This is a genomic window from Burkholderia sp. SIMBA_062 (assembly GCF_046534765.1).
GTDB classification, from domain to species: Bacteria; Pseudomonadota; Gammaproteobacteria; order Burkholderiales; family Burkholderiaceae; genus Burkholderia; species Burkholderia ambifaria.
On the sequence record NZ_JAWRYD010000001.1, the window covers coordinates 134,512 to 156,248 of the forward strand.

At 69.2% G+C, this 21,737-nt stretch carries 21 protein-coding genes; 13 read left to right on the forward strand and 8 right to left on the reverse strand.

Translation table 11 applies throughout. The annotated features are described in order from the left end of the window. The first annotated feature begins 60 nt into the window (after positions 1-60). Genes SB786_RS00650 through SB786_RS00660 form a run of 3 tightly spaced genes read left to right on the forward strand, consistent with a single transcriptional unit; the run spans position 61 to position 3,207 of the window. Entirely contained in the window at positions 61-1,059 is a 999-nt protein-coding gene (locus SB786_RS00650; RefSeq protein ID WP_410725722.1) for an ABC transporter ATP-binding protein, read from the forward strand. Then, on the forward strand, positions 1,056-2,069 hold the full coding sequence (locus tag SB786_RS00655) for a peptide ABC transporter ATP-binding protein (protein WP_410725723.1): 1,014 nt from the start codon (positions 1,056-1,058) through the stop codon (positions 2,067-2,069). The genes SB786_RS00650 and SB786_RS00655 overlap by 4 nt, the downstream gene beginning before the upstream one ends. Next, complete coding sequence (locus SB786_RS00660) at positions 2,062-3,207, forward strand: TraB/GumN family protein (protein ID WP_410725724.1); 1,146 nt, start codon at positions 2,062-2,064, stop codon at positions 3,205-3,207. The genes SB786_RS00655 and SB786_RS00660 overlap by 8 nt, the downstream gene beginning before the upstream one ends. 557 nt (positions 3,208-3,764) lie before the next feature. Here SB786_RS00660 and pxpA read toward each other — a convergent pair. The 3 genes from pxpA to pxpB are packed head-to-tail and all read right to left on the reverse strand — an operon-like array spanning position 3,765 to position 6,311. Next, the gene (pxpA, locus tag SB786_RS00665; RefSeq protein ID WP_410725725.1) at positions 3,765-4,529 is read right to left on the reverse strand and encodes a 5-oxoprolinase subunit PxpA; all 765 of its coding nucleotides are present in this window, start codon (positions 4,527-4,529) and stop codon (positions 3,765-3,767) included. A gap of 55 nt (positions 4,530-4,584) precedes the next feature. Next, positions 4,585-5,658 (reverse strand): biotin-dependent carboxyltransferase family protein, encoded by a 1,074-nt coding sequence (locus SB786_RS00670; protein WP_410725726.1) that lies wholly within the window; start codon positions 5,656-5,658, stop codon positions 4,585-4,587. Then, positions 5,655-6,311: a 5-oxoprolinase subunit PxpB gene (pxpB, locus tag SB786_RS00675; RefSeq protein ID WP_410725727.1), complete on the reverse strand. Its 657-nt coding sequence runs from the start codon at positions 6,309-6,311 to the stop codon at positions 5,655-5,657. The genes SB786_RS00670 and pxpB overlap by 4 nt, the downstream gene beginning before the upstream one ends. 148 nt (positions 6,312-6,459) lie before the next feature. Between pxpB and SB786_RS00680 the strand changes: the two genes are divergently transcribed. After that, positions 6,460-6,972 carry a winged helix DNA-binding protein gene (locus tag SB786_RS00680; RefSeq protein WP_410725728.1) on the forward strand — a complete coding sequence of 171 codons (513 nt, stop codon included), beginning with the start codon at positions 6,460-6,462 and terminating at the stop codon, positions 6,970-6,972. 68 nt (positions 6,973-7,040) lie between these two features. Here the strand turns inward: SB786_RS00680 and SB786_RS00685 are convergent, their stop codons facing one another. After that, positions 7,041-7,649, reverse strand: coding sequence for a 5-formyltetrahydrofolate cyclo-ligase (locus SB786_RS00685; protein ID WP_410725729.1), 609 nt, complete (start codon positions 7,647-7,649; stop codon positions 7,041-7,043). Between the two features lie 8 nt (positions 7,650-7,657). Between SB786_RS00685 and SB786_RS00690 the strand changes: the two genes are divergently transcribed. From SB786_RS00690 to SB786_RS00705, 4 genes are all read left to right on the forward strand, one after another. Then, a complete protein-coding gene (locus SB786_RS00690; protein WP_410725730.1) occupies positions 7,658-9,610 on the forward strand; it encodes a transglycosylase SLT domain-containing protein in 1,953 nt (650 codons plus the stop codon). Positions 9,611-9,874: 264 nt separating this feature from the next. After that, positions 9,875-10,834 (forward strand): complex I NDUFA9 subunit family protein, encoded by a 960-nt coding sequence (locus SB786_RS00695; protein ID WP_410725731.1) that lies wholly within the window; start codon positions 9,875-9,877, stop codon positions 10,832-10,834. A 55-nt stretch (positions 10,835-10,889) separates the two neighbouring features. Then, entirely contained in the window at positions 10,890-11,537 is a 648-nt protein-coding gene (locus SB786_RS00700; RefSeq protein ID WP_410725732.1) for a glutathione S-transferase family protein, read from the forward strand. After that, on the forward strand, positions 11,534-12,775 hold the full coding sequence (locus SB786_RS00705; RefSeq protein ID WP_410725733.1) for a multifunctional CCA addition/repair protein: 1,242 nt from the start codon (positions 11,534-11,536) through the stop codon (positions 12,773-12,775). The genes SB786_RS00700 and SB786_RS00705 overlap by 4 nt, the downstream gene beginning before the upstream one ends. A gap of 45 nt (positions 12,776-12,820) precedes the next feature. On the opposite strand, the gene SB786_RS00710 is transcribed toward SB786_RS00705, so the two are convergent. Continuing rightward, complete coding sequence (locus SB786_RS00710; protein ID WP_410725734.1) at positions 12,821-13,639, reverse strand: helix-turn-helix domain-containing protein; 819 nt, start codon at positions 13,637-13,639, stop codon at positions 12,821-12,823. 430 nt (positions 13,640-14,069) lie between these two features. On the opposite strand from SB786_RS00710, the gene SB786_RS00715 reads away from it, so the two are divergent. Further along, positions 14,070-15,920, forward strand: coding sequence for a M24 family metallopeptidase (locus tag SB786_RS00715; protein WP_410725735.1), 1,851 nt, complete (start codon positions 14,070-14,072; stop codon positions 15,918-15,920). Between the two features lie 161 nt (positions 15,921-16,081). Here SB786_RS00715 and SB786_RS00720 read toward each other — a convergent pair whose 3' ends face one another. The 3 genes from SB786_RS00720 to flgA all read right to left on the reverse strand — a co-directional run bounded on the left by SB786_RS00720 (position 16,082) and on the right by flgA (position 18,495). Further along, the gene (locus SB786_RS00720; RefSeq protein ID WP_006755733.1) at positions 16,082-16,522 is read right to left on the reverse strand and encodes a flagella synthesis protein FlgN; all 441 of its coding nucleotides are present in this window, start codon (positions 16,520-16,522) and stop codon (positions 16,082-16,084) included. An 85-nt stretch (positions 16,523-16,607) separates the two neighbouring features. Beyond that, a complete protein-coding gene (gene flgM / locus SB786_RS00725; RefSeq protein ID WP_410725736.1) occupies positions 16,608-16,940 on the reverse strand; it encodes a flagellar biosynthesis anti-sigma factor FlgM in 333 nt (110 codons plus the stop codon). A 118-nt stretch (positions 16,941-17,058) separates the two neighbouring features. Next, complete coding sequence (flgA, locus tag SB786_RS00730) at positions 17,059-18,495, reverse strand: flagellar basal body P-ring formation chaperone FlgA (RefSeq protein WP_410725737.1); 1,437 nt, start codon at positions 18,493-18,495, stop codon at positions 17,059-17,061. A gap of 205 nt (positions 18,496-18,700) precedes the next feature. Here flgA and flgB point away from each other — a divergent pair, with 205 nt between their 5' ends. The 4 genes from flgB (at position 18,701) to flgE (ending at position 21,734) form a co-directional block, all read left to right on the forward strand. After that, complete coding sequence (flgB, locus tag SB786_RS00735) at positions 18,701-19,189, forward strand: flagellar basal body rod protein FlgB (RefSeq protein ID WP_006755136.1); 489 nt, start codon at positions 18,701-18,703, stop codon at positions 19,187-19,189. Positions 19,190-19,225: 36 nt separating this feature from the next. Continuing rightward, positions 19,226-19,651 (forward strand): flagellar basal body rod protein FlgC, encoded by a 426-nt coding sequence (gene flgC / locus SB786_RS00740; RefSeq protein WP_006755137.1) that lies wholly within the window; start codon positions 19,226-19,228, stop codon positions 19,649-19,651. A 66-nt stretch (positions 19,652-19,717) separates the two neighbouring features. Further along, positions 19,718-20,464 (forward strand): flagellar hook assembly protein FlgD, encoded by a 747-nt coding sequence (locus SB786_RS00745; RefSeq protein ID WP_006761834.1) that lies wholly within the window; start codon positions 19,718-19,720, stop codon positions 20,462-20,464. A 28-nt stretch (positions 20,465-20,492) separates the two neighbouring features. Next, positions 20,493-21,734, forward strand: coding sequence for a flagellar hook protein FlgE (flgE, locus tag SB786_RS00750; RefSeq protein ID WP_410725738.1), 1,242 nt, complete (start codon positions 20,493-20,495; stop codon positions 21,732-21,734). Positions 21,735-21,737: the final 3 nt, after the last annotated feature.

Consider the following 21,737-nt stretch of genomic DNA (forward strand, 5'->3'; position numbering starts at 1 on the left):
TCGTTCGTTGCCCCCCGAGGGGGCGGTCATCCTCCTTGGGGCGGCCCGGCGGAGGATGACATGAGCAACAATCTTCTGACCATCCGCAATCTCGCGGTGAACTTCAACGGCCTGCCCGCTGTCGACCGGATCAACCTGTCGATCGCGCCGGGCGAGGTGGTGGGCGTCGTCGGCGAATCGGGCTCGGGCAAGAGCGTGACGATGATGGCGCTGATGGGCCTGGTCGACGCGCCGGGCAAGGTGACGGCCGACGAGGTCACGTTCAACGGCGTGGACCTGCTGAAGGCGTCGCCGAAAGCGCGCCGCAAGATCGTCGGCAAGGACATCGCGATGGTGTTCCAGGACGCGCTGTCGAGCCTGAACCCGAGCTACACGGTCGGCTACCAGATCAAGGAGGTGCTGAAGCTGCACGAAGGACTGCGCGGCGACGCGCTGCACCGGCGCGCGCTCGAGCTGCTCGACCAGGTCGGCATTCCCGATGCGAAGAACCGCATCACGGCGTTCCCGCACCAGATGTCGGGCGGGATGAACCAGCGCGTGATGATCGCGATGGCGGTGGCGTGCAACCCGAAGCTGCTGATCGCCGACGAGCCGACCACCGCGCTCGACGTGACGATCCAGGCGCAGATCATGGATCTGCTCGTGAAGCTGCAGAAGGAGCGCGGGATGGCGCTCGTGCTGATCTCGCACGATCTGGCCGTGGTGTCGGAGGTCGCGCAGCGCGTCGCGGTGATGTATGCAGGCGAGGTCATCGAGACCAATCGCGTGCCGGACATCTTCCGTGCGCCGCATCATCCGTACACCGAAGCGCTGCTCGCGGCGATTCCCGAGCACAATAAGGGGGCGCGTCGCCTTGCCGCATTGCCGGGCATGGTGCCGGGCCGCGATGATCGCCCGTCCGGCTGCCTGTTCGCGCCGCGCTGCAAGTACGTCGTCGACGATTGTCGCAAGGCGCGTCCGGCGCTCGACACGCTGGTGCCCGGCAACGATGCGATGCGTGCGCGCTGCATCAAGCCGCTCAATCTTTCCAACCTCGACCTGACGGGAGGCGCACGATGAATGCAGTCCACGAAACGCGTGCGCCGCACGACGAGGAAGCGGTGCTGATCGCGGACGGCCTCGCGAAGCACTACTCGGTGAAGCGCGGGATGTTCGGCCAGGGCACCGTGAAGGCGCTGAACGGCGTGTCGTTCACGCTCAGGCGCGGCAAGACGCTCGCGGTCGTCGGCGAGTCGGGCTGCGGGAAATCGACGCTCGCGCGTCAGCTCACGATGATCGAGACGCCCACCGCGGGCAGCCTGGTGATCGACGGCAAGAACGTGGCGGGCGCGAACCGCGAGACGGTCGCCGATCTGCGCCGGCGCGTGCAGATGGTGTTCCAGAATCCGTTCGCGTCGCTGAACCCGCGCAAGACCGTCGAGCAGACGCTCGGCGAGCCGCTCGAGATCAACGCGAACCTGACGGCCGCCGAACGCGCGGCGCGCATCGCGCAGATCATGCGCACGGTCGGCCTGCGGCCCGAGCACGCGAAGCGCTATCCGCACATGTTCTCGGGCGGCCAGCGCCAGCGCGTCGCGATCGCGCGCGCGATGATCCTCGATCCGCGCATCGTCGTCGCCGACGAGCCGGTGTCCGCGCTCGACGTGTCGATCCAGGCGCAGATCCTGAACCTGTTCATGGATCTGCAGGAGCAGTTCAAAACCAGCTACGTGTTCATCTCGCACAACCTGTCGGTGGTCGAGCACGTCGCGGACGACGTGATGGTGATGTACTTCGGCAGCGTCGCCGAGCTCGGCGACAAGGCGACGATCTACGCGCGGCCGCGGCATCCGTACACGCGCGCGCTGATGTCGGCGACGCCGGCGATCTTCGAGGAAGACCGCCGCGTGCAGATCAAGCTGCAGGGCGAGCTGCCGTCGCCGCTCAATCCGCCGTCGGGCTGCGCGTTTCACCAGCGCTGCCCGTACGCGATCGAGCGGTGCCGCGTCGAGGAACCGCAGTTGCGCGACGTCGACGGACGCCGTGTGGCCTGCCATCGCGCCGAGGAGGTGGGGGAGGCGAATGCCTGATGGTTTGGCGGCGCGCGCGCCACGCGTGCGCCGTTGGGGGGCCGGCAGCGCGCGCGTGATGCGCGCGTGCCGCAACGCACGGCGCTGGAGCGTGCGCACGGTGACGGGCGCGGCGCTGGCCGGCGCGTGCGTGGCCGCCAGCGTGCTGGTCCCGACCGACGCCGCGCGTGCCGAAGGGCGCACGCCGACGAGTTCGCCGATCCATCCGTCGCAGGTTCCGCCGCCCGGCCTGAGCCTGCCGGGGTTCCACGCGCCGTCCGTGTCGAACGGCACGGTTGCGCGCGGCACCGTGCGCGTGCAGCCCGCGCGTATGCCGTTCTATGTCGCCACCCGAGGCCGGGTCACGCTGTATGTACTCGGCACGCTGCATACGGGCGACCCATCCGACTATCCGAGCGCGCAGCCGTTCCGGCCGCGCATCCTCGCGGCGCTCGCCGCGTCGCCGACGCTCGCGCTCGAGCTGTCGCCGGACGATCTGCTCGAATCGCAGGACGACGTGTCGAAGTACGGCGTGTGCCGCTACCCGTGCCTGCAGCGCCTGCTGCCCGAGCCGCTGTGGCAGCGGCTCGCCGCGCGCCTGCGCGGCAATCCGGCCGCGCTCGCGGAGATCCGCCGGATGCGGCCGTGGCTCGCGGCGCTGGTGGTCGAGACCTACGACTCGCTGTCGGCCGGCCTGCAGACCGAATACGGCACCGAGGCGCAGCTGCAGAACGTGTTCCTGAAGAAGAAGGGCGGCCGCGTGATCGGGCTCGAGACGCTGGCCGAGCAGATGCGTGCGTTCACCGGGCTGACACTCGCCGAGCAGCGCGAGATGCTCGCGCAGGACATGGTGCAGACGCCGGCGCAGAACGCCGACGACATCAAGGCGCTGCATCGGCTGTGGCAAATTGGCGACGCCGATGCGATCTCGGCGTGGGCGGTCGCGAAGAGCGAGCGGCTGGCCCGTTCGAAGGCGCTGTCGGCGTCGATCGACAACAAGATCCTGTACGAGCGCAACCGGCGCTTCGTTGCACGGATGACGGCAATCGCCGCGCCGGACCGCCCGGTATTCGTCGCGATCGGCGCGCTGCATTTGGGTGGCCCGCGCGGCGTGCTCGAATTGTTGCGCCGGCAAGGATACGGGGTCGACGCGAACTGATCGCGCCGGGCGCCGCGCATCGATCCTCCCCTGTTTGATCGACGACGCGCGCGCGGCGCGAAGCCCGTGCGCGGCCGCGCGATCCGATAAGGAAAACCCTCGAATCCTCAGGAAATAGCGTTTAAAACCATTGACATCCCGTTCTGCCAATCTCTATTCTTCATCCCACAAGTTGAAAAAATGAAAAGAATAGATAAGTTCTACGGGGTAGCAGAAAACAAAGCGCGGGGTTAGCGTAGCCGGCACGTGATGCGCGTGCCGGCCGCGGAGTGTCTGCATGCACGGCGGGGCCAAACATCGTCGGTACAACAAATGCATGCGGCAGACTTGCGGATAAGCGACGTTCCGTCGTCCGACCGGGGGAAGCAGTAATCGGGCGGCGGCGGACGTTTTTTAATCCGGAGCATTTTTCCGGTCACCGTCGACAGACGGTTTCGGGGGGCGAATCGACAGACGGCGAAGCCGCGGCGATTGTGCCAACAGAAGAGCGCCACGAGGGCGCTTTTTTCTTTTGGTGCGGCGGTTTCGGTCAGACGGCAGCGGCGCTTGCGCGCGGCTCAGGCGTCTTCGTCGGCCTGCAGCGCGCCGGGCGCGACGACGTCGACACCCGCGGCTTCGAGCGCCGTGCGGATCCGCTGCGCGAACGCGAGTGCATGCGGGCCGTCGCCGTGCAGGCAGACGGTCTGCGCATTGAGCGGCACCCACTCGCCGCTTACCGCGCGCACCTTCCGCTCGCGCACCATGTCGAGCGTGCGCGCGAGCACGGCATCCTCATCGTCGACCAGCGCGCCGGGCTGGCTGCGCGGCACGAGCGAGCCGTCCGCGCGGTAGCCGCGATCGGCGAACACTTCCTCCACCGCGGCGAGCCCCGCGTGGCGCGCGGCCGCGACGAACACGCTGTTGGCGAGCCCGAACACGGCGAGCGACGGATCGAAGTCGTGGATCGCGGACACCACCGCGTCGGCGATCATCGGGTCGCGCGCGGCCTGGTTGTACAGCGCGCCGTGCGGCTTCACGTGCGCGATGCGGCCGCCTTCGGCCTGCGCGATCGCCGACAGTGCGCCGAGCTGATACAGCACGCCCGCATAGATGTCGCCGGCCGGCAGCTGCATTTCCTTGCGGCCGAAATTCTCCGGGTCGTGAAAACTCGGGTGTGCGCCGATCGATACGCCTTTGCGCACGGCCCAGCGCACGCAGTCGCGCATCGCATTGGCGCCGCCTGCATGCCAGCCGCACGCGATGTTCGCCGACGTGACGAGGTCGAGCAGCGCCTCGTCCGATCCGCATCCTTCGCCGAGATCGGCATTCAGATCGATTTCCATGATGTTCCTCGCCCACGGATGCCGTGGCGCGTCCTCCATGTTGCTTCCGACATTGTCACGCCGCGCGCGATTGCTCGCGGCGGCGCGTTTCCTCGCGCATCTCGATCGCGACGTCGATCTGCCGCAGATATGCCCGTTCCGCGCTCAGGGCGGCGCGCGCGGCGTCGCGTGTCGTGCGCACGAAACGGATCGGCAGGTTCAGGCGCGCCTGGGCGAGTTTCCAGAGATCCGCGCGGATCACCGTGCCGATCTTCGGATAGCCGCCGGTGGTCTGCGCATCGTGCATCAGCACGATCGGCTGGCCGTTCGGCGGCACCTGGATCGTGCCGGGCAGCACCGCGTGCGACAGCAGCTCGACCGGCCGCTCGCGTACCAGCTCGGCGCCGGCGAGGCGATAGCCCATCCGGTTGCTGTTCGCGGTGACGAGCCATTCCTCATCCCAGAACGCTTGCTGCGAATCGGCCGCGAACGACGCGTAGTCGGGGCCCGGCAGCACGCGCACGGGCATCGCCCACGGCGCGTGCGCATGCGCGGGACGGTGGCGGCGCGGCGGTTCGTCGACCCGCACGAACGCGCACCACATGGGCGCCTTCACGCCGAATTCGGGCGCATCGGTCGCGAGGCAGCCGGCGCCGGCCGCCGGCACGCCGACCGGGAGCCGATCGCCGTCGCGCAGCGCGCGGCCGCCGAGGCCGCCGAAGCGCGACGCGAGATCGGTGCTGCGCGAGCCGAGCACCGGCAGCACGTCGATGCCGCCCGCGATGCACAGGTAGCCGCGCATCCCGCGCTTCGCGGCCGGCAGCACGAGCGTCTGCCCGGCCTCGACCGGCAGGCTCCACCATGAATACACGGGCTTGCCGTCGAGCGTCGCGCCGAACTCGGTGCCGGTGATCGCGATGCGTGTCGCGCGCGTGAAGCGGAACGTAGCGGGGCCGATCGTGATTTCGACGGCCGCCGCGTCGGGGCGGTTGCCCACCAGCCGATTGCCGACCTCGAGCGCGAGGCCGTCGAGTGCGCCGCCCTGCGCGACGCCGAGATGGCGCGTGCCGCGGCGGCCGAGATCCTGCACGGTCGACAGCGGGCCGGCGCGGACGACCTCGATCGTCCCCGGTGCGGTGTTCTGGCTCATGTCGCGTCGACTCCGGCAATGGTGAAGCGCACGCGGTCGCCGGGCAGCAGCAACGTCGGCTGCGCCCGCGTGGGGTCGAACAGCACGTGCGACGTGCGGCCGATCAGTTGCCAGCCGCCGGGCGACGTGGCCGGATAGATGCCCGTCTGCGCGCCGCCGATGCCGACCGAACCGGCCGGCACTTCCAGGCGCGGCGCCGCGCGGCGCGGCGTGTGCAGCGACGCATCGAGGCCGCCGAGATACGCGAAGCCCGGCTGGAAACCGACGAAGAACACGACGTATTCGCCGGCCGCGTGGCGCGCGACGACTTCGTCGGCCGACAGCCCCGTATGCGCGGCGACGGCCGGCAGGTCGGGGCCGGCGGCGCCGCCGTATTCAACGGGAATCTCGATCTCGCGGCCCCGTGCGTGCTCGACGTCGGCGGTTTCCCATGCGTCGCGCAGCGCCGGCGTGAGCGACTCGGCCGTTGCGGCGAGCGCGTCGAACACGATCGTCAGGTTGTTCATGCCCGGCACGACGTCGATCACGTCGGGCCACGCGCGCGCGACCTCGGCGACGGCCCAGACGCGGCGCTGGCAATCTAGCGTGGCGGGCGGCGGCACCTCGCAGACGAGGGCGGCATCGCCGAGCGGATAAATGCGGGGTTGCGTCATCGGACTGGCACGGTTCGGACGGCAATGTTAGCGCACATTGTCGACAAAACATCGACAACTTCCCAATAAGCGTTTTCGCCTAGCTCGTATGCCGGGGCTTCTGTCGTACACTCGGCACACCCTGTCATCCGGCTTGCGCCGCCTTTCCATGAAGCGTCCTGCGACCAAGATCGTGTCATCCGAACACCTCGTTTCCGAGTCGAGCGCGGAGCTGTCGGAGCTCGAATACGGCCTCATCATGGCCGGCAACGCATTCAACCGATGGATGGTGCGCTGCATGTCGGCCGCGGGCGCGAAGGACATGACGGCGGTCGAGGTGTCGCTGCTGCATCACGTGAGCCATCGCGAACGCAAGAAAAAGCTCGCCGACATCTGCTTCGTGCTCAATATCGAGGATACGCACGTCGCGACCTATGCGCTGAAAAAACTGATCGCGCGCGGCTATGTGAAGAGCGAGAAGAGCGGCAAGGAAGTGTTCTTCTTCGCGACCGACGCGGGCCGCGAGCTGTGCCTGAAGTATCGCGAGGTGCGCGAGCATTGCCTGATCGAGACGCTGAAGGACAGCGGCCTCACCAACCAGCAGATCGGCGACGCGGCGCAACTGCTGCGCCACGCATCGGGCCTCTACGATACGGCCGCGCGTGCGGCGGCCTCGCTGTAAACGATTGCGAACGGGAAGGTGAACGCGGTGACGTGCGGCATGCCGCTGGCGCGGTGTCGCGCGCCGCGTCATCCGGCGGCCGGGTAAAGCGCGCCGTCGGTCACGATCCAGCGCATCGCGAGATCGTGCGCCTCGGCCGGCAGCGCATCCACGCGGCACGCTTCATACGCGATGCCGACCGTCACCGGCAGCGTGTCGCCCGGCCACACCGCGAGCGTGCGGTCGTAGTAGCCGCCGCCATAGCCGAGCCGGTAGCGCTCCAGATCGAATCCCACACACGGAATCAGCAACAGGTCGGGCACGACGACGACCCCCGACGCGGGCTCGGGAATCCGGTGATGCCCTTCGCGCATCGGTGTGTGCGCATCCCACGCATGGAACGCGAGCGGCGTGTGGCGCTCGCCGATCACCGGCAGCGCCGCACGGCGGCCGGTGCCGGCGGCGGACCATGCGAGCACCGCGTCGCGCGCGTCGAATTCGCCCGACAGCGGCCAGTAGAAGCCGACCGTGCGCGGTGCGAGGCGTTCGAGCAAGGCGCGAAGCCGCGCGTCGAGCGCGGCGTTCGCGGCGGGCTGCGAAGCGGCGTCGCGACGCGCGCCGGCCAGCGTTTTGCGCAGTGCAACCTTCGGGTTCGGCACAGGGTTGCATGCTATGCTTTCGCTCAATTCGTGCTCCATTCATAACGATGTCGAACAGCCTTTTCCGAGTATATCGCGCGGTCGCGCTCGCGCTTTCGGCCGCCGCGCTCGTCGCGGGCACGGCCGCGTGCGCCGCACCGGGCGACGACACGCTCGCCGGGGATGACCAGATCTTCGTGCAGCTTCGCGAAGCCGCGCGCCGCAACGACGCCGCGAAGGCCGCGCAGCTCGCGTCGATGATCCCGAACTATCCGGTCCCGTCCTACGTCGAGTATTTCCAGATCAAGCCGCAGCTGTTCGATTCGACGGGCCGCGCACGTGTCGACGCGCCCGACGCACCCGTGCAGTCGTTCCTGCAGCGCTACGACGGACAGGCGATCGCCGACCGCATGCGCAACGACTACCTGCTCGTGCTCGGCGCGCGCCACGACTGGCGCAACTTCGACGACCAGTACAAGCGCTTCGTGCTCGACGACGACACGCAGGTCAAGTGCTACGCGCTCGAATCGCGCGCGGCGCGCGGCGAGAACGTCGCCGACGCGGCGCGCGCGCTGCTCGTCGAGCCGAAATACTACGGCGACGCCTGTGTCGACCTGATTACGGCGCTGACGGTCAACCAGCAGTTCACGAGCGACGACGTGTGGCAGCAGGCGCGCCTCGCGTACGAGCAGAACTACACGACGCTCGGCGGCAAGATCGTCGACGCGCTCGGCCCGCGCCCGGTCGGCTTCGACCAGGCGACCAGCGCGCCGCCGCTGTATCTCGCGCGCGGCGTCGGCCCCGACGCGGCGTCGCACCAGCTCGCGCTGATCGCGCTCAGCCGCATGGCGCGCAACGATCCGGACGCGGCGGCGGGGATGCTGACGTCCGTCGCCGGCTCGCTGACGAAGCCGGAACAGGCGATCGCGTGGGGCGCGATCGGCTACCAGGGTGCGATCAAGCGCTCGCCGCTCGCGTCGGTCTGGTATGCGAAATCCGCGAACGCGCCGCTGTCGAACCCCGGCTACGAATGGCGCACGCGCGCCGCGCTGCTCGCCGGCAACTGGCCGATGGTGCGCTGGTCGATCGAGCAGATGCCGCCGTCGCTGCGCGACGATCCGGCCTGGATCTACTGGCATGCGCGCGCGCTCAAGCAGAGCGGCGACACGATGCAGGCGAACCAGGAATTCGAGCAGGTCGCTGGTCAGTACAACTTCTACGGGCAGCTCGCCGGCGAAGAGCTCGGCCAGCGCACGAGCGTCCCGCCGCGCACGAAGGTGAGCGACGCCGAGATCGGCGCGATGAGCAAGATCCCGGGCTTCGCGCTCGCGCAGCGCTTCTATGCGCTGAACCTGCGCCTCGAAGGCAATCGCGAATGGAACTGGCCGCTGCGCGGGATGACCGATCGCCAACTGCTCGCGGCCGCCGAATACGGCAAGCGCGTCGACCTGCTCGACCGCACGGTCAACACGGCCGACCGCACGAAGGCCGAGCACGACTTCACGCTGCGCTACCCGTCGCCGTACCGCGACATCGTCGAGCGCTACGCGCAGTCGACAGGCCTCGACATCGAATGGGCATACGGGCTGATCCGCCAGGAATCGCGCTTCATCACGAACGCGCGTTCGTCGGTCGGCGCGGGCGGGCTGATGCAGCTGATGCCGGCCACCGCGCAGCTCGTCGCGAAGAAGCTCGGGATGGGGTCGATCACGCGTGCGCAGATGCACGACATCAATACCAACATCCAGCTCGGCACCTGGTATCTGGCGGACATCTACAACAACTTCGACAGCTCGCCGGTGCTGGCGACCGCCGGCTACAACGCGGGCCCGGGCCGGCCGCGCCAGTGGCGCCAGGTGTTGACGCAGCCGGTCGAAGGCGCGATCTTCGCGGAGACGATTCCGTTCAACGAGACGCGCGACTACGTGAAGAACGTGCTGTCGAACACCGTCTACTACGCGGCGCTCTTCGAGGGCAAACCGCAATCGTTGAAGAAACGCCTGGGCATGATCTCGCCCTGATCCGGAATCTTCATACTGCCGCGCAAGGCGCGGCAGTATGCTCAGGGGCTGTCCACGCTCACGACGGGCCAGCCCCGTCTATGATTCTCCTGGTCAGGGAGCGAGCGTTGCCGGCCGCATTGCGGCGTCGCGCGTCGCTTGGTCAGCGCGGCCGGACGGCGCGCGCTGCTTGTTGCATGCGCCCGAAGGACGTCCGCCGGGGCAGCCGGCACGGCGCGTTTGCAAGCCCGTCATGAGCGTGAACCGCCCGTTGGAGGATCGACCATGGATAGCCAGACCGTCGCGCTGCTGGGCGGCACCGGCTTCATCGGCAGCCGGCTCGTCAATGCGCTGATCGACGCCGGCAAGCAGGTGAGGATCGGCACGCGGCGGCGCGAGCACGCGCGCCACCTGCAGATGCTGCCGGTCGAGATCGTCGAACTCGACGCGCTCGACACGCGCACGCTGGCCCGGTTCGTCGCCGGCGCGCATGCGGCCATCAATCTCGTCGGCGTGCTGCACGGCGGCCGCGGCACGCCATACGGGCCCGGCTTCGAGCGCGCGCACGTCGCGCTGCCGGCCGCGCTGGCCGCCGCCTGCGTCGAAGTCGGCGTGCGGCGCGTTCTGCACATGAGCGCGCTCGGCGCCGATTCGCACGGCGCGAGCATGTACCAGCGCTCGAAAGGCGACGGCGAGGCCGCGCTGCACGCGGTCGCGGCGACCGATTCGCTCGCGCTGACGATCTTCCGCCCGTCGGTCGTGTTCGGCCCCGGCGACTCATTCCTCAATACATTCGCGAACCTGCAGCGCACGCTGCCCGTGCTGCCGCTCGCGATGCCCGACGCGCGCTTCCAGCCGGTGTTCGTCGGCGACGTCGTGAGCGCGTTCGTCAACACGCTCGATCTCACGGCCGCGCACGGCAAAACCTACGAGCTCGGCGGTCCGACCGTCTACACGCTCGAGCAGCTGGTGCGCTATTGCGGCACGCTGGTCGGCCGGCAGGCACGCATCGTGCGGCTGCCCGACGCGCTCGCGCAGTTGCAGGCGCGCGTGTTCGAATGCCTGCCCGGCGAGCCGGTGATCACGCGCGACAATCTCGCGTCGATGTCGGTGCCCAATGTGCTGTCAGGGCCGCTCGCGCCGGAACTCGGGCTGTCGCCCGCGAGTCTCGAGAGCATCGCGCCCGCGTATCTCGGCGACGGCGCGCAGCGCTCCCGCTTCGACTGGTTCCGCTCGCGCCGCTAGGCGTCGCGGGCCGCCGCTTTCCGTCATTCACTTTCGCGCCTTTCGGAACACCGCCATGAAACTCGTCATTGGAGACAAGAATTACTCGTCGTGGTCGATGCGGCCGTGGCTGCTGCTCGCGCATTTCGGGATCCCGTTCGACGAGATCGCGATCGAGCTGCGCCGCGACGACACGGCCGCGCGCATCCGCGAATATTCGCCGACCGGCAAGGTGCCGTGCCTGATCGACGATCACGGCACCGCGATCTGGGATTCGCTCGCGATCGCCGAGACGCTCGCCGAGCGCTATCCGCAATTTCCGATGTGGCCGGCCGATCCGCTGCAGCGCGCCCACGCACGCTGCATCTCGGCCGAGATGCACTCGGGCTTCGCCGCGCTGCGCACGCAGATGGGAATGAACGTGCGCGCGTCGATGCCGGGGCGCGGTGCGACGCCCGATGCGCTGGCCGACGTCGCGCGCATCGACGCGCTGTGGAGCGGGTGCATCGAGGCATCGGGCGGGCCGTTCCTGTTCGGTGAATTCGGGATTGCCGATGCGATGTATGCGCCGGTCGTGATGCGCTTCAACACGTATGCGCCGGCGCTGTCGCCGGAGGCGGCCGGGTATGCCGCGCGCGTGACCGTGCTGCCGGCCGTGCAGCGCTGGATCGACGCCGCGCGCCGCGAAACCAACGTGATTGCCGAATACGAACCGACACGATGAACATCTACGCAGTAGGCGGAGCGATCCGCGACGAATTGCTCGGCGTGCCGGTGCAGGACCGCGACTACGTGGTGGTGGGCGCGACGCCCGAGCAGATGGTTGCCCAGGGCTTCCGGCCGGTCGGCAAGGATTTCCCGGTGTTCCTGCATCCGGACACGCAGGAGGAATACGCGCTCGCGCGCACCGAGCGCAAGACGGCGGCCGGCTATCACGGCTTCCAGTTCTACTTCGCGCCGGACGTGACGCTCGACGAGGATCTCGCGCGGCGCGACCTGACGATCAACGCGATGGCGCGCGAAGTGAGCCCGGAAGGCGCGCTGGTCGGGCCGGTGATCGATCCGTTCGACGGACAGGCCGACCTGCGTGCACGCGTGTTCCGGCACGTGGGCGACGCGTTCGTCGAGGATCCGGTGCGGATCCTGCGGATCGCGCGTTTTGCCGCGCGCTTCGCGGATTTCACGGTCGCGGACGACACGCTCGCGCTGATGCGGCGCATGGTCGATGCCGGCGAAGCGGACGCGCTGGTGGCCGAACGCGTGTGGCAGGAAATCGCGCGCGGGCTGATGGAGGCGAAGCCGTCGCGGATGTTCGCGGTGCTGCGCGAATGCGGCGCGCTTGCGCGTGTCCTGCCCGAGGTCGACGCGCTGTGGGGCGTGCCGCAGCGTGCCGACTACCACCCGGAAGTCGACACGGGCGTGCACGTGATGATGGTCGTCGACTACGCGGCGAAACAGGGCTACTCGCTGCCGGTGCGCTTCGCGGCGCTCACGCACGATCTCGGCAAGGCGACGACGCCCGCCGACGTGCTGCCGCGCCACGTCGGCCACGAAGGCCGCGGCGTCGACCTCATCAAGCCGTTGTGCGAGCGGCTGCGCGTGCCGAACGAATGCCGCGATCTCGCGCTGGTGGTCGCGCGCGAGCACGGCAACCTGCATCGCGTGATGGAAATGGGCGCGGCCGCGCTGGTGCGGTTCTTCGAGCGCAGCGATGCGCTGCGCAAGCCGGGGCGCTTCGCGGAGATGCTGCAGGCGTGCGAAGCGGATGCCCGCGGCCGGCTGGGGCTCGACACGCAGCCGTATCCGCAGGCCGAGCGGCTGCGCGTGGCGCTGGTGGCGGCGCGCAGCGTCGACGCGGGCGCGATCGCGCGCGGGGCCGGCGACGATGTGATGCAGATCAAGGACGCCGTGCATCGCGCACGGGTCGAGGCCGTCAAGCAGGCGCTGGCGATCGGCGAATAGCGCGGAAGCACCGGACGGCGCGGTGCGTCGCCCGGCCGCCAGCCGTCATTGCTTCGTGCGGGCGGTGGCGCGGCGGGCCGGGGTGGCGGCGGCCGGACGTTTGCCTGCGGCCGTGCGCGGCTTGCCGGCAGCCGGGTTGGCCGGCACGCGGGCCGGCAGGTCGGCAGGCGGAGCCGCGTTCGCGTCATGCCCTTGTTCGCGTTTCCGCGCCGGTTCGCGGCGGCTCACGCGCGGCTCGCCGGGCGTCGGGCCGGCATCGCGCGCCGGCGGCCTGATTCCCATCGCCGCGGACCCGAATTCTGCGCAACTGTCGTCGAAGAGCGGCAGCGTGCCGACCGCGATCAGTTCGGCCGGCCCGTCGCCGACATTCGCGACGCGATGGCGCTTGCGCGCGTCGAAGTGCAGCGAGTCGCCGGGCGACAGCGGGTAATCCTTCTTGCCAATCGTGTAGCAGACGCGGCCGGTCAACACGTACACGAACTCGTCGCCGCCATGCGCGACCCATTCCGAGCGATAGCCCTCCATCATCCGGACCTTGAGCGCGTGGATCTGGCTGCCGTCGAAGGTGGTCGACAGCCGCTCGTACCATTGCGACGCGGCGTCGACCGCATACGGTTCGCGGCGGCCGGCCCGCGAGTCGGGCTGCGCCTGGCGCGGCTGCTCGATCAGCGTGCCGAGCGGCACGTTCAGCGCCTTCGCGACGTTGACGAGCGACGACAGCGAGATACCGGTGAGATGACGCTCGACCTGCGACAGGAATCCGATCGACAGGTTCGCCTCGGTCGCGACTTCCAGCAGCGTCTTCTTCGCTTCGCGGCGCAGGCGCCGGATGCGCTGGCCGATACGCATGAGGTCTGAATCCATGAATCTCTTTCGTGACAACGAGTCGGGAGGCGAGCGGAGGGGCGGTGCAGTCGCCGGGACGTTGCGTTCCGCGAAGCGCACGAAGCACGGCCGTCGGGACGGCGATGCCGGCGCATTGTACCGCGCGGTGGCGCCCGCACGGCGCCACGCCGCGCATGGCCGCGCCGCCCTCGCGCGCCGTGCCGGTAATTTTAGCCCTACGAAAATTTTGGCTTGACCTCAATTTCCGCGTGCTCTAGATTCTGTCGCACGCATCAAACAAAGTTAAGTGAGACAAAAATTTTCCCCGAGACCGGCCGCCGGAGCGGCGCAGCGGCCCGGCTGCCCGTGGCGCCGCGCGCCGTCCGCGCACGGGCGGCGCGCCGCGTCAGGCGTGCGCGATGCCGCGTGACACCGCCGGCCGCCGACAACAATCAAGAGCGGGTATCCGATGATCGATCGACTGAAATACAGCTTCTCCGGCCTTCCCTCGTATGACGCATGCGTCGCCGACACGCAGCGCGGCCTGTCGCGCGTGCTCGATGCGCTGCGGCTCGACGCCGTGGTCGTCACGTCGCAGGACGAATACATCACCGAATACCTGCCGCGCAGCAACAACCCGCGCTACGCGCTGTCGGGCTTCGACGGCTCGGCCGGCTGCGGGATCTTCCTGAGCGCGGCGACCGCGCAGGCGCTCGGCGTGCCGCCGTTCGTGCTGTTCGTCGACGGCCGCTATCACCTGCAGGCCGAACAGCAGTGCGACCCGGCGCACGTGCGGATCGAGAAGCTCGGCATGAACGTCACCATCTGGCAGGCGCTGGCCGACTGGCTGGTCGCGCACGCGAGCCGGCTCGCGCGGGTCGGCTACGACGCGCTGCGGATCAGCGTCGCGCAGCGCGACCGGCTGATCGAGCAGACGCAGCCCGCGTCGTTCGACTGGACGAGTCTCGTCGAGCGCGAGATCGACCGCGCGATCGCGCTGCCGGGCTGGGTGGTCGAGCGGCCGATCTTCGAGCTGCCCGACACGATGACCGGCGCGAGCGTCGCGCAGAACGTCGACGCGCTGAACCGCCGGCTCGCCGCGCACACCGGCGCCGCGCCCGGCAAGACCGCGTTCTTCACGTGTGCGTCGGACGATCTCGCGTACCTGCTGAACAGCCGCGGCTATCACATCCCGAACGTGTCGTCGCACCTGGGCTTCCTGTTCGCGGTCGGCGCGCAGGTCGCGCTGTTCCTGCCGGAAGGCTGCGACCGGTGCCCGGTCGAGCTGACGTCGTATCCGGCGCTGCGCGTGATCCGGCGCGACTTCGCCGAACTCGAGCGCTTCCTCGCATCATGCGCGGTCGACCACGTGTGCTACGGCTTCGAATCGGTCAACTGTGCGCTGGTCGAATCGGTGCGCCGCGTGTGGCCGCAGGCGCGCCACGCCGATTTCAACCCGGTCGAGGCGATGCGCGCCAGCAAGACGCCGGCCGTGCTCGAGCAGTTCCGCGACGCGTTCGCGCGCAGTTCGGCGGCGATCGCCGAAACGATGCGCTGGGCGAAGGCCGGCGAGCCGGGGCGGCGCCATACCGAATACGACCTGGCCCGCACGATCAACGACGCGTACGGCGCCCGCTCGGCGGTCGCGCTGACGTTCCCGTCGATCGCGGCGAACGGCGCGAACAGCGCGTTCGCGCACTACACGGCGGCGAGCGCCGAGGTCGAGCTGACGGAGGGCGAACTCGTGCTGCTCGACAGCGGCGCGTATTACGACGCCGGTTTCGCGACGGACTGCACACGGGTCGTGCTGCGTCGCACGCGGCCGGAAACGGTCGCGCAGCCGTGGCAGCGCGAGATCTATACGGTCGCGCTGAAGGCCTGCATCAAGGGGCTCGTCACGCGCTTTCCGAAGACGGCGACGGGCGGCGACGTCGATGCGGCGGTACGGCAGGTGTGCCGCGACCACGGCTACGATTTCGGTCACGGCACCGGGCATGGCGTGGGGATCCACGTCCACGAGGGCGGCGTGCGGTTCGCGCCGGGCGCGAAGTACGGGCTGGTGCCGAATGCGGTGATTTCGGTCGAGCCGGGCATCTACGTGCCGGGCAAGGGCGGCGTGCGGATCGAGAATATCGTGATCGTGCGCGCGGACGACGACGCATCGGACACCGTCGCGTTCGAGAACATCGTCACCGTCGGCTATGACTGGGACCTGATCGACGTCGAGCTGCTGGACGACGACGAGCGCGCGTACCTGCGCGACTACGAACGGCTTTGCGTGGAACGCGGCACGCAGGTCACCGCGTGTCCGCTGCTGTAAGGCGGGAAGGGCGCGCGCGGCCGGTGTGTCGGAGCGCGGGCGTGATCGGTACGTCGGAGCGGTGGCGGGATCGGTACGTCGGAGCGTCGGCGTGATCGGTACGTCGGTACGTCGGTGCGCCGCAGTGACCGGTACGTCGGCGTGATCGGTACGTCGGCGCTTCAGCGCATCAGCGCCGACACGCGCCCGTCGGGCCCGTAGACGCCGGCCGGCGCGGGGGCCGAGCGCAGCACCGCGAGCGCGCGCTCGTTGTAGTCCATCCGGATCCGGATCAGCATCCCGTTGGTCGCATTGGCCTGGCGCGCGCGTTCGGCGGCCTGCAGCAGCAGTTGCCAGCGGCCGGCGAGGCGTGCATCGCGCTCGGCGGCCTGATCCATGCCTTTCTTGCCGGCCGGAAAGCCGAGCGCGGACAACTGCGTGTCGCGCGTGCGCTCGAGCTGCGCGAGCCGGTCGATCAGCACGCTCTTCTTCTCGACGATGCCGGGCAGCATGTCGAGCGGCTCCGGTGTCGTGAGCGCCTTTTCCTCGTAGGCGAGCAGAGACGCGAACGCTTCGACCGTCGCGTGTTCGTCGTTGACCGTGGCCAGCAGCTCTTCTCTCATCGCGTCATGCTCGTCGCGCCGGCACGCGGTGGCGCATGCCGGCAAACCAGGGGACCGGTCAGGGCGTGACGGGCCCCGGGCCGGCTCAGTTGCCCTGCGAGCGCTGCTGTTGCAGCAGGTCGCGGGCGGTATTCAATACGCCGTCGGCGATCTTGTTCACGTCGATCGTCAGCGTGCCGTCGTTCAGCGCGTCCTTGATCGACTGGACGAGGGCCGTGTCGATGTCGGCGCTGCCCGAGGCCGACGGCGAACGCAGCTGGCCCGACAGACCCGACAGGTTCACGGTCGTGTCGCCGCCGGTCGATCCTGCGTCGGCAGCCTGCGCGGACGACGACGAAGCCGCGCCGGATTGCGCGCGGGTCGCGCCGTTGCCGGTCGACGCGAGGGGGCTCGGTTTCGGAGTGGAATCGATCTTCACGATGGGTTTCCTGTACGGTATGACCCAGATAACGGCCGGGTCGGCCCGAACTTTAGCATCGTGAACCTGAAATTCTCCGAATAAACAATTCTTTGCAATCTTGCGGCGGGATCCGCCCCTACAGCGGAATTTCCACGGTCCCGGCGTCCTTGACGATCGCCGTGACGATCTGCCCCGCGGCCATCCTGACCCGTATCGACTGGCCCGGCGCCGCATTCGCGAGCGCGCTGCCCTCGGCCGAGATCGTGAAGCCGGGCCCGGCCGCGACGACCCGCACCGTCTGGCCGGCCGACACCGACGCGGCGCTCTTGAGCATGTCCTGGCGCAGCGGCAGCCCCGCCGAGATCCGGGCCAGCGCGGTCGCGCCGACCGCCTGCGCGGGATCGGTGATCACCGCGAGCGGCAGCACCGTCAGGTCGCCGTCGCGCGCGACGAGGTCGGCCGCGGTGAGCGGCTCGCCGGGCGCGATCTGCCGCGCGGCGACGTAATAGGTGGCCTGCACGGCAACCTTCGCCTGCAGGTAGACCGTCCACGGCCGTTCGCCCGCGCAGCGCACGCCGACCGTCGTGCGGCCCCACAGGCGCGCACCGGTCGGCAGGAACGGCTCGAGCGTCGTGCACGCGGCGAGCCCGCGCGGAAACGCGGCCGCGACGGTCGCGGTGGTCTTGCCCGGCAGGCCGGCGACCTGCTGCTGCAGGAAAGCGAGGGCCGTGCGCCGGATCGCGTCGGGGTCCTGCTGGCCCGGAGGCGTCGCCGGCTGGGGCGCGGCGGCTGCCTGGGCCGCGGTGGCTGCCGTCGGCGCGCGCGGGGCCGGCGCGGCCGGCAGCGGGCGGGCTGCCGCGACGCGCGGGGCGGCAGCCGCACGCGCGGGATTCGACGCGGGGTCGGCCGTACCGGCGACGACGGTCGCGACGGCGCCCGGATCGGCGGCGCGCGGGGCGCCGTAACCGGTGCTCATGGTGTTCATGCGTGCGGCCGCGTAGACGGGGCGCGGTGCGGGCGCCGGCACGGCGGCCGGCGGCGGGACGCTCGTCACGACCATCGAGCCCGCCGGCTGCGCCGCGTAGCCGGCCGCGGCAGTGCCGCCGGCACCGCCCGCCATCGCCATGCTCGTGCTTGTGCCCGACGCCGTTCCCGCGACCGACGCTATGCCCGTGCCCGACGCCGTTCCCGCGACCGACGCTGTTCCCGCGACCGACGCCATGCCCGCGCCCGACGTCATGCCAGCTCCCGACGCCATGCCCGTGCCCGGCGCCGTCCCCGCGCCCGACGCCGTTCCCGCGACCGACGCCATGCCCGCGCCCGACGTCATGCCAGCTCCCGACGCCATGCCCGCTCCCGACGCCGTTCCCGCATTCCCGCCCAACTGCCCACCGCTCGCCGCATTCGCATGCGCGAGCGCGGTCTCGGCCGTCTCGCCGCGTCCGGGGATCACGATCATCCCGTCGTCCGCGTGCGCAACCGGCACCGCGAGCCACAGCGCCGCGGCGAGCGCGAACGCACGCGGCACGCGCGTCCGGCGTCCGTCGTTTCCGCGAAGTGCGCTGCCTGTCATCGCCGTGTCCTCGAAACCGTTGATCCGATTCGCATTCTAGGGAGCGGGGCCGTCGCGCAAACGATGAATAGAGGGGGCCTTTGCCGCGTTATTCGCCCGATTGCCGGTTGCGCGCGACGCCTACCATCGCTGTCATGGAAAAAAGCCCCTTGGGTCGCCATCCGGCGCAACGGGCGTGCAGCGCTTCATACGGAGAGACGCACACATGCTGGACAAACTCGATGCCGAATTCGCGTTCGGCCGCCAGGCGCTCGACGTGCGCGCCTATCGGCAGGAACTGCTGTCGTCGAACATCGCGAACGCCGACACGCCGGGCTACCAGGCCCGCGACGTCGATTTCGCGTCGACCCTCGCGCGCTCGCTGAAGCAGACCCACGGCGGCCTCGCGCCGAGCAACGCCGCGCAACTGCCGATGGCGCAGCCAGCCGGCGTGGCGAGCGGGATGACGATGGTGTCGACGGCGCCGGGCCACATGGCCGGCGCGGCGAAGCTGATTCCGACGGGCGGCCCGGCCGACGACTACGGTCGTTCGCAGTACCGGATGCCGCTGCAGCCGTCGCTCGACGGCAACACGGTCGATCTCGACGTCGAGCGCGTGCAGTTCGCGAACAACGCGCTGCACTACGAAACCGGGATGACCGTGATGACCCAGCAGATCAAGGCGATGATCGCCGCGATCTCGACGAACTCGTAAGCGCGCGGCGCTTCCGTACCCGAACAAGGAGCCCTCATGCCCTCGTTGATGAACATCTTCGGCGTCGCCGGTTCGGCGCTGTCCGCGCAATCGCAGCGCCTGAACGTCACCGCGTCGAACCTCGCGAACGCCGACAGCGCGACCGGCCCCGACGGCAAGCCGTACAAGGCCAAGCAGGTCGTGTTCGCGACCGACCCGATGGGCGGCGCGCGCACCGCGTCCGGCCAGGGCGTGGGCGGCGTGCGCGTGACGAAGGTGATGGACGATCCGTCGCCGATGAAGTCGACCTACGACCCGGCGAACCCGTCCGCCGACGCGAACGGCTACGTGCAGATGCCGAACGTCGATCCGGTGCAGGAGATGGTGAACATGATCTCGGCGTCGCGCTCGTACCAGGCCAACGTCGAGACGCTGAACACCGCGAAGACGCTGATGCTCAAGACGCTGACGATCGGCTCGTAAGCCGCGCCGGGCGAGCTTCGACACCGAGACCCCAGACCCGACAGTTCCGACACAAGGCCATTCAGGATGACATCCACCAGCACGACGATCGGCAGCAACGGCACCAACGTGTCGACCCTGCCGACCGACACGATGAACACCAACAAAGTGTCGACGACCGGCACGTCGGCGAGCGACCTGCAGGCGACGTTCCTGAAGCTGCTCGTCACGCAGCTGCAGAACCAGGATCCGACGAGCCCCGTCGACAGTTCGCAGATGACGTCGCAGCTCGCGCAGATCAACACGGTGAGCGGCATCGCGCAGCTGAACACGTCGCTCACGTCGCTGTCGACGCAGCTTGCGGCGGGCCAGCAGACGCAGGCCGCGCTGCTGATCGGCACGAACGTGCTCGCGCCGGGCAACGGCGTCGCGGTGAAGAGCGGCGCGGCGTCGCCGTTCGGCGTATCGCTCGCGAACGACGTGTCGAACCTGACGATCACCGTGAAGAACAGCTCGGGCGCCGTCGTCAACACGATCAACGCGGGCAAGCAGTCGGCCGGCACGGTGCCGTTCAACTGGACGCCGACCGATGCGGCGGGCAACGCGCTGCCGGACGGCAAGTACACCGTGAGCGCGCAGTACACGGGCAGCGACGGCAAGACGTATGCGCCGACCGTGCTCGCGGCCGCGCAGGTACAGAGCGTGATCAAGCAGGCGGACGGCACGGCGGGGCTCGTGCTGTCGAACGGCACGACGGTGGGGCTCACCCAGGTCGCGTCGATCTTCCCGAACACCGCATCGTCGTCGTCCTCCGACGCCACCACCACCAACTGATCCAGCTTTCTCGAAAACGGAGACCGAAATGGGTTATCAACAGGGTTTGAGCGGCCTCGCCGGCGCATCGAACGCGCTCGACGTGATCGGCAACAACATCGCGAACGCGAACACGGTCGGCTTCAAGTCGAGCACCGCGCAGTTCTCCGACATGTACGCGAACTCGATCGCGACGTCGGTCAACACGCAGATCGGGATCGGGACGGCGCTCGCGTCGGTACAGCAGCAGTTCGGCCAGGGCACGATCAACACGACGAACTCGTCGCTCGACGTCGCGATCAACGGCAACGGCTTCTTCCAGATGTCGAACAACGGCGTGACGACGTACTCGCGCGACGGCACGTTCCAGCGCGACAAGAACGGCTACATCGTCAACGCGCAGGGCCTGAACCTGATGGGCTATCTGTCCGACAAGAACGGCGTGGTGAACACCGCGCAGACCGTGCCGCTGCAGGCGCCGACGACCAACATCTCGCCGACCGCGACGACCAAGATCACCGGCCAGTTCAACCTGAACTCGCAGGACAAGGTGCCGACCAAGGCACCGTTCGACGCGACCGACACCTCGACGTACAACTATTCGACGTCGGTGCAGGTGTACGACTCGCTCGGCGGCTCGCAGGCGGTCAACATGTACTTCGTGAAATCGGCGGCGGGCACGTGGGAGGCGTATGCGGGCGTGCAGGGCGGCGCCACGACCGACCTCGGCACGGTCACGTTCGATTCGTCGGGCGCGATCAAGACCACGACGACGGGCACGCCGGCCGTGCCGACCGCGTCGGTCGGCCAGTTCCAGTTCACCGTGCCGACCACCGACGGCTCGACGACGCCGCAGCCGCTCACGCTCGACCTGACCGGCACCACGCAGTACGGCGGCAAGGACGGCGTGAACAACCTCGCACAGGACGGCTACGCGAGCGGCACGCTGACGACCTTCTCGATCGGCTCGGACGGCAAGCTGACCGGCAACTACTCGAACGGCCAGACGGCGGTGCTCGGCCAGATCGCGATCGCGAACTTCAACAACCCGAACGGCCTCGTCAACCTCGGCGGCAACCAGTACGCGGAAACGGCCGCGTCGGGCGTGCCGCAGATTTCGGCGCCGGGCAGCACCAACCACGGCACGCTGCAGGGCAGCGCGCTCGAGAACTCGAACGTCGACCTGACGTCGCAGCTCGTCAACCTGATCACCGCGCAGCGCAACTACCAGGCGAACGCGCAGACGATCAAGACGCAGCAGACCGTCGACCAGACGCTCATCAACCTGTAACGC

Coding starts and splice junctions, on each gene's coding strand:
- SB786_RS00650 (WP_410725722.1), top strand. CDS start 61: ATGAGCAACAATCTTCTGACCATCCGCAATCTCGCGGTGAACTTCAAC.
- SB786_RS00655 (WP_410725723.1), top strand. CDS start 1,056: ATGAATGCAGTCCACGAAACGCGTGCGCCGCACGACGAGGAAGCGGTG.
- SB786_RS00660 (WP_410725724.1), top strand. CDS start 2,062: ATGCCTGATGGTTTGGCGGCGCGCGCGCCACGCGTGCGCCGTTGGGGG.
- pxpA (WP_410725725.1), bottom strand. CDS start 4,529: ATGGAAATCGATCTGAATGCCGATCTCGGCGAAGGATGCGGATCGGAC.
- SB786_RS00670 (WP_410725726.1), bottom strand. CDS start 5,658: ATGAGCCAGAACACCGCACCGGGGACGATCGAGGTCGTCCGCGCCGGC.
- pxpB (WP_410725727.1), bottom strand. CDS start 6,311: ATGACGCAACCCCGCATTTATCCGCTCGGCGATGCCGCCCTCGTCTGC.
- SB786_RS00680 (WP_410725728.1), top strand. CDS start 6,460: ATGAAGCGTCCTGCGACCAAGATCGTGTCATCCGAACACCTCGTTTCC.
- SB786_RS00685 (WP_410725729.1), bottom strand. CDS start 7,649: ATGGAGCACGAATTGAGCGAAAGCATAGCATGCAACCCTGTGCCGAAC.
- SB786_RS00690 (WP_410725730.1), top strand. CDS start 7,658: ATGTCGAACAGCCTTTTCCGAGTATATCGCGCGGTCGCGCTCGCGCTT.
- SB786_RS00695 (WP_410725731.1), top strand. CDS start 9,875: ATGGATAGCCAGACCGTCGCGCTGCTGGGCGGCACCGGCTTCATCGGC.
- SB786_RS00700 (WP_410725732.1), top strand. CDS start 10,890: ATGAAACTCGTCATTGGAGACAAGAATTACTCGTCGTGGTCGATGCGG.
- SB786_RS00705 (WP_410725733.1), top strand. CDS start 11,534: ATGAACATCTACGCAGTAGGCGGAGCGATCCGCGACGAATTGCTCGGC.
- SB786_RS00710 (WP_410725734.1), bottom strand. CDS start 13,639: ATGGATTCAGACCTCATGCGTATCGGCCAGCGCATCCGGCGCCTGCGC.
- SB786_RS00715 (WP_410725735.1), top strand. CDS start 14,070: ATGATCGATCGACTGAAATACAGCTTCTCCGGCCTTCCCTCGTATGAC.
- SB786_RS00720 (WP_006755733.1), bottom strand. CDS start 16,522: ATGAGAGAAGAGCTGCTGGCCACGGTCAACGACGAACACGCGACGGTC.
- flgA (WP_410725737.1), bottom strand. CDS start 18,495: ATGACAGGCAGCGCACTTCGCGGAAACGACGGACGCCGGACGCGCGTG.
- flgB (WP_006755136.1), top strand. CDS start 18,701: ATGCTGGACAAACTCGATGCCGAATTCGCGTTCGGCCGCCAGGCGCTC.
- flgC (WP_006755137.1), top strand. CDS start 19,226: ATGCCCTCGTTGATGAACATCTTCGGCGTCGCCGGTTCGGCGCTGTCC.
- SB786_RS00745 (WP_006761834.1), top strand. CDS start 19,718: ATGACATCCACCAGCACGACGATCGGCAGCAACGGCACCAACGTGTCG.
- flgE (WP_410725738.1), top strand. CDS start 20,493: ATGGGTTATCAACAGGGTTTGAGCGGCCTCGCCGGCGCATCGAACGCG.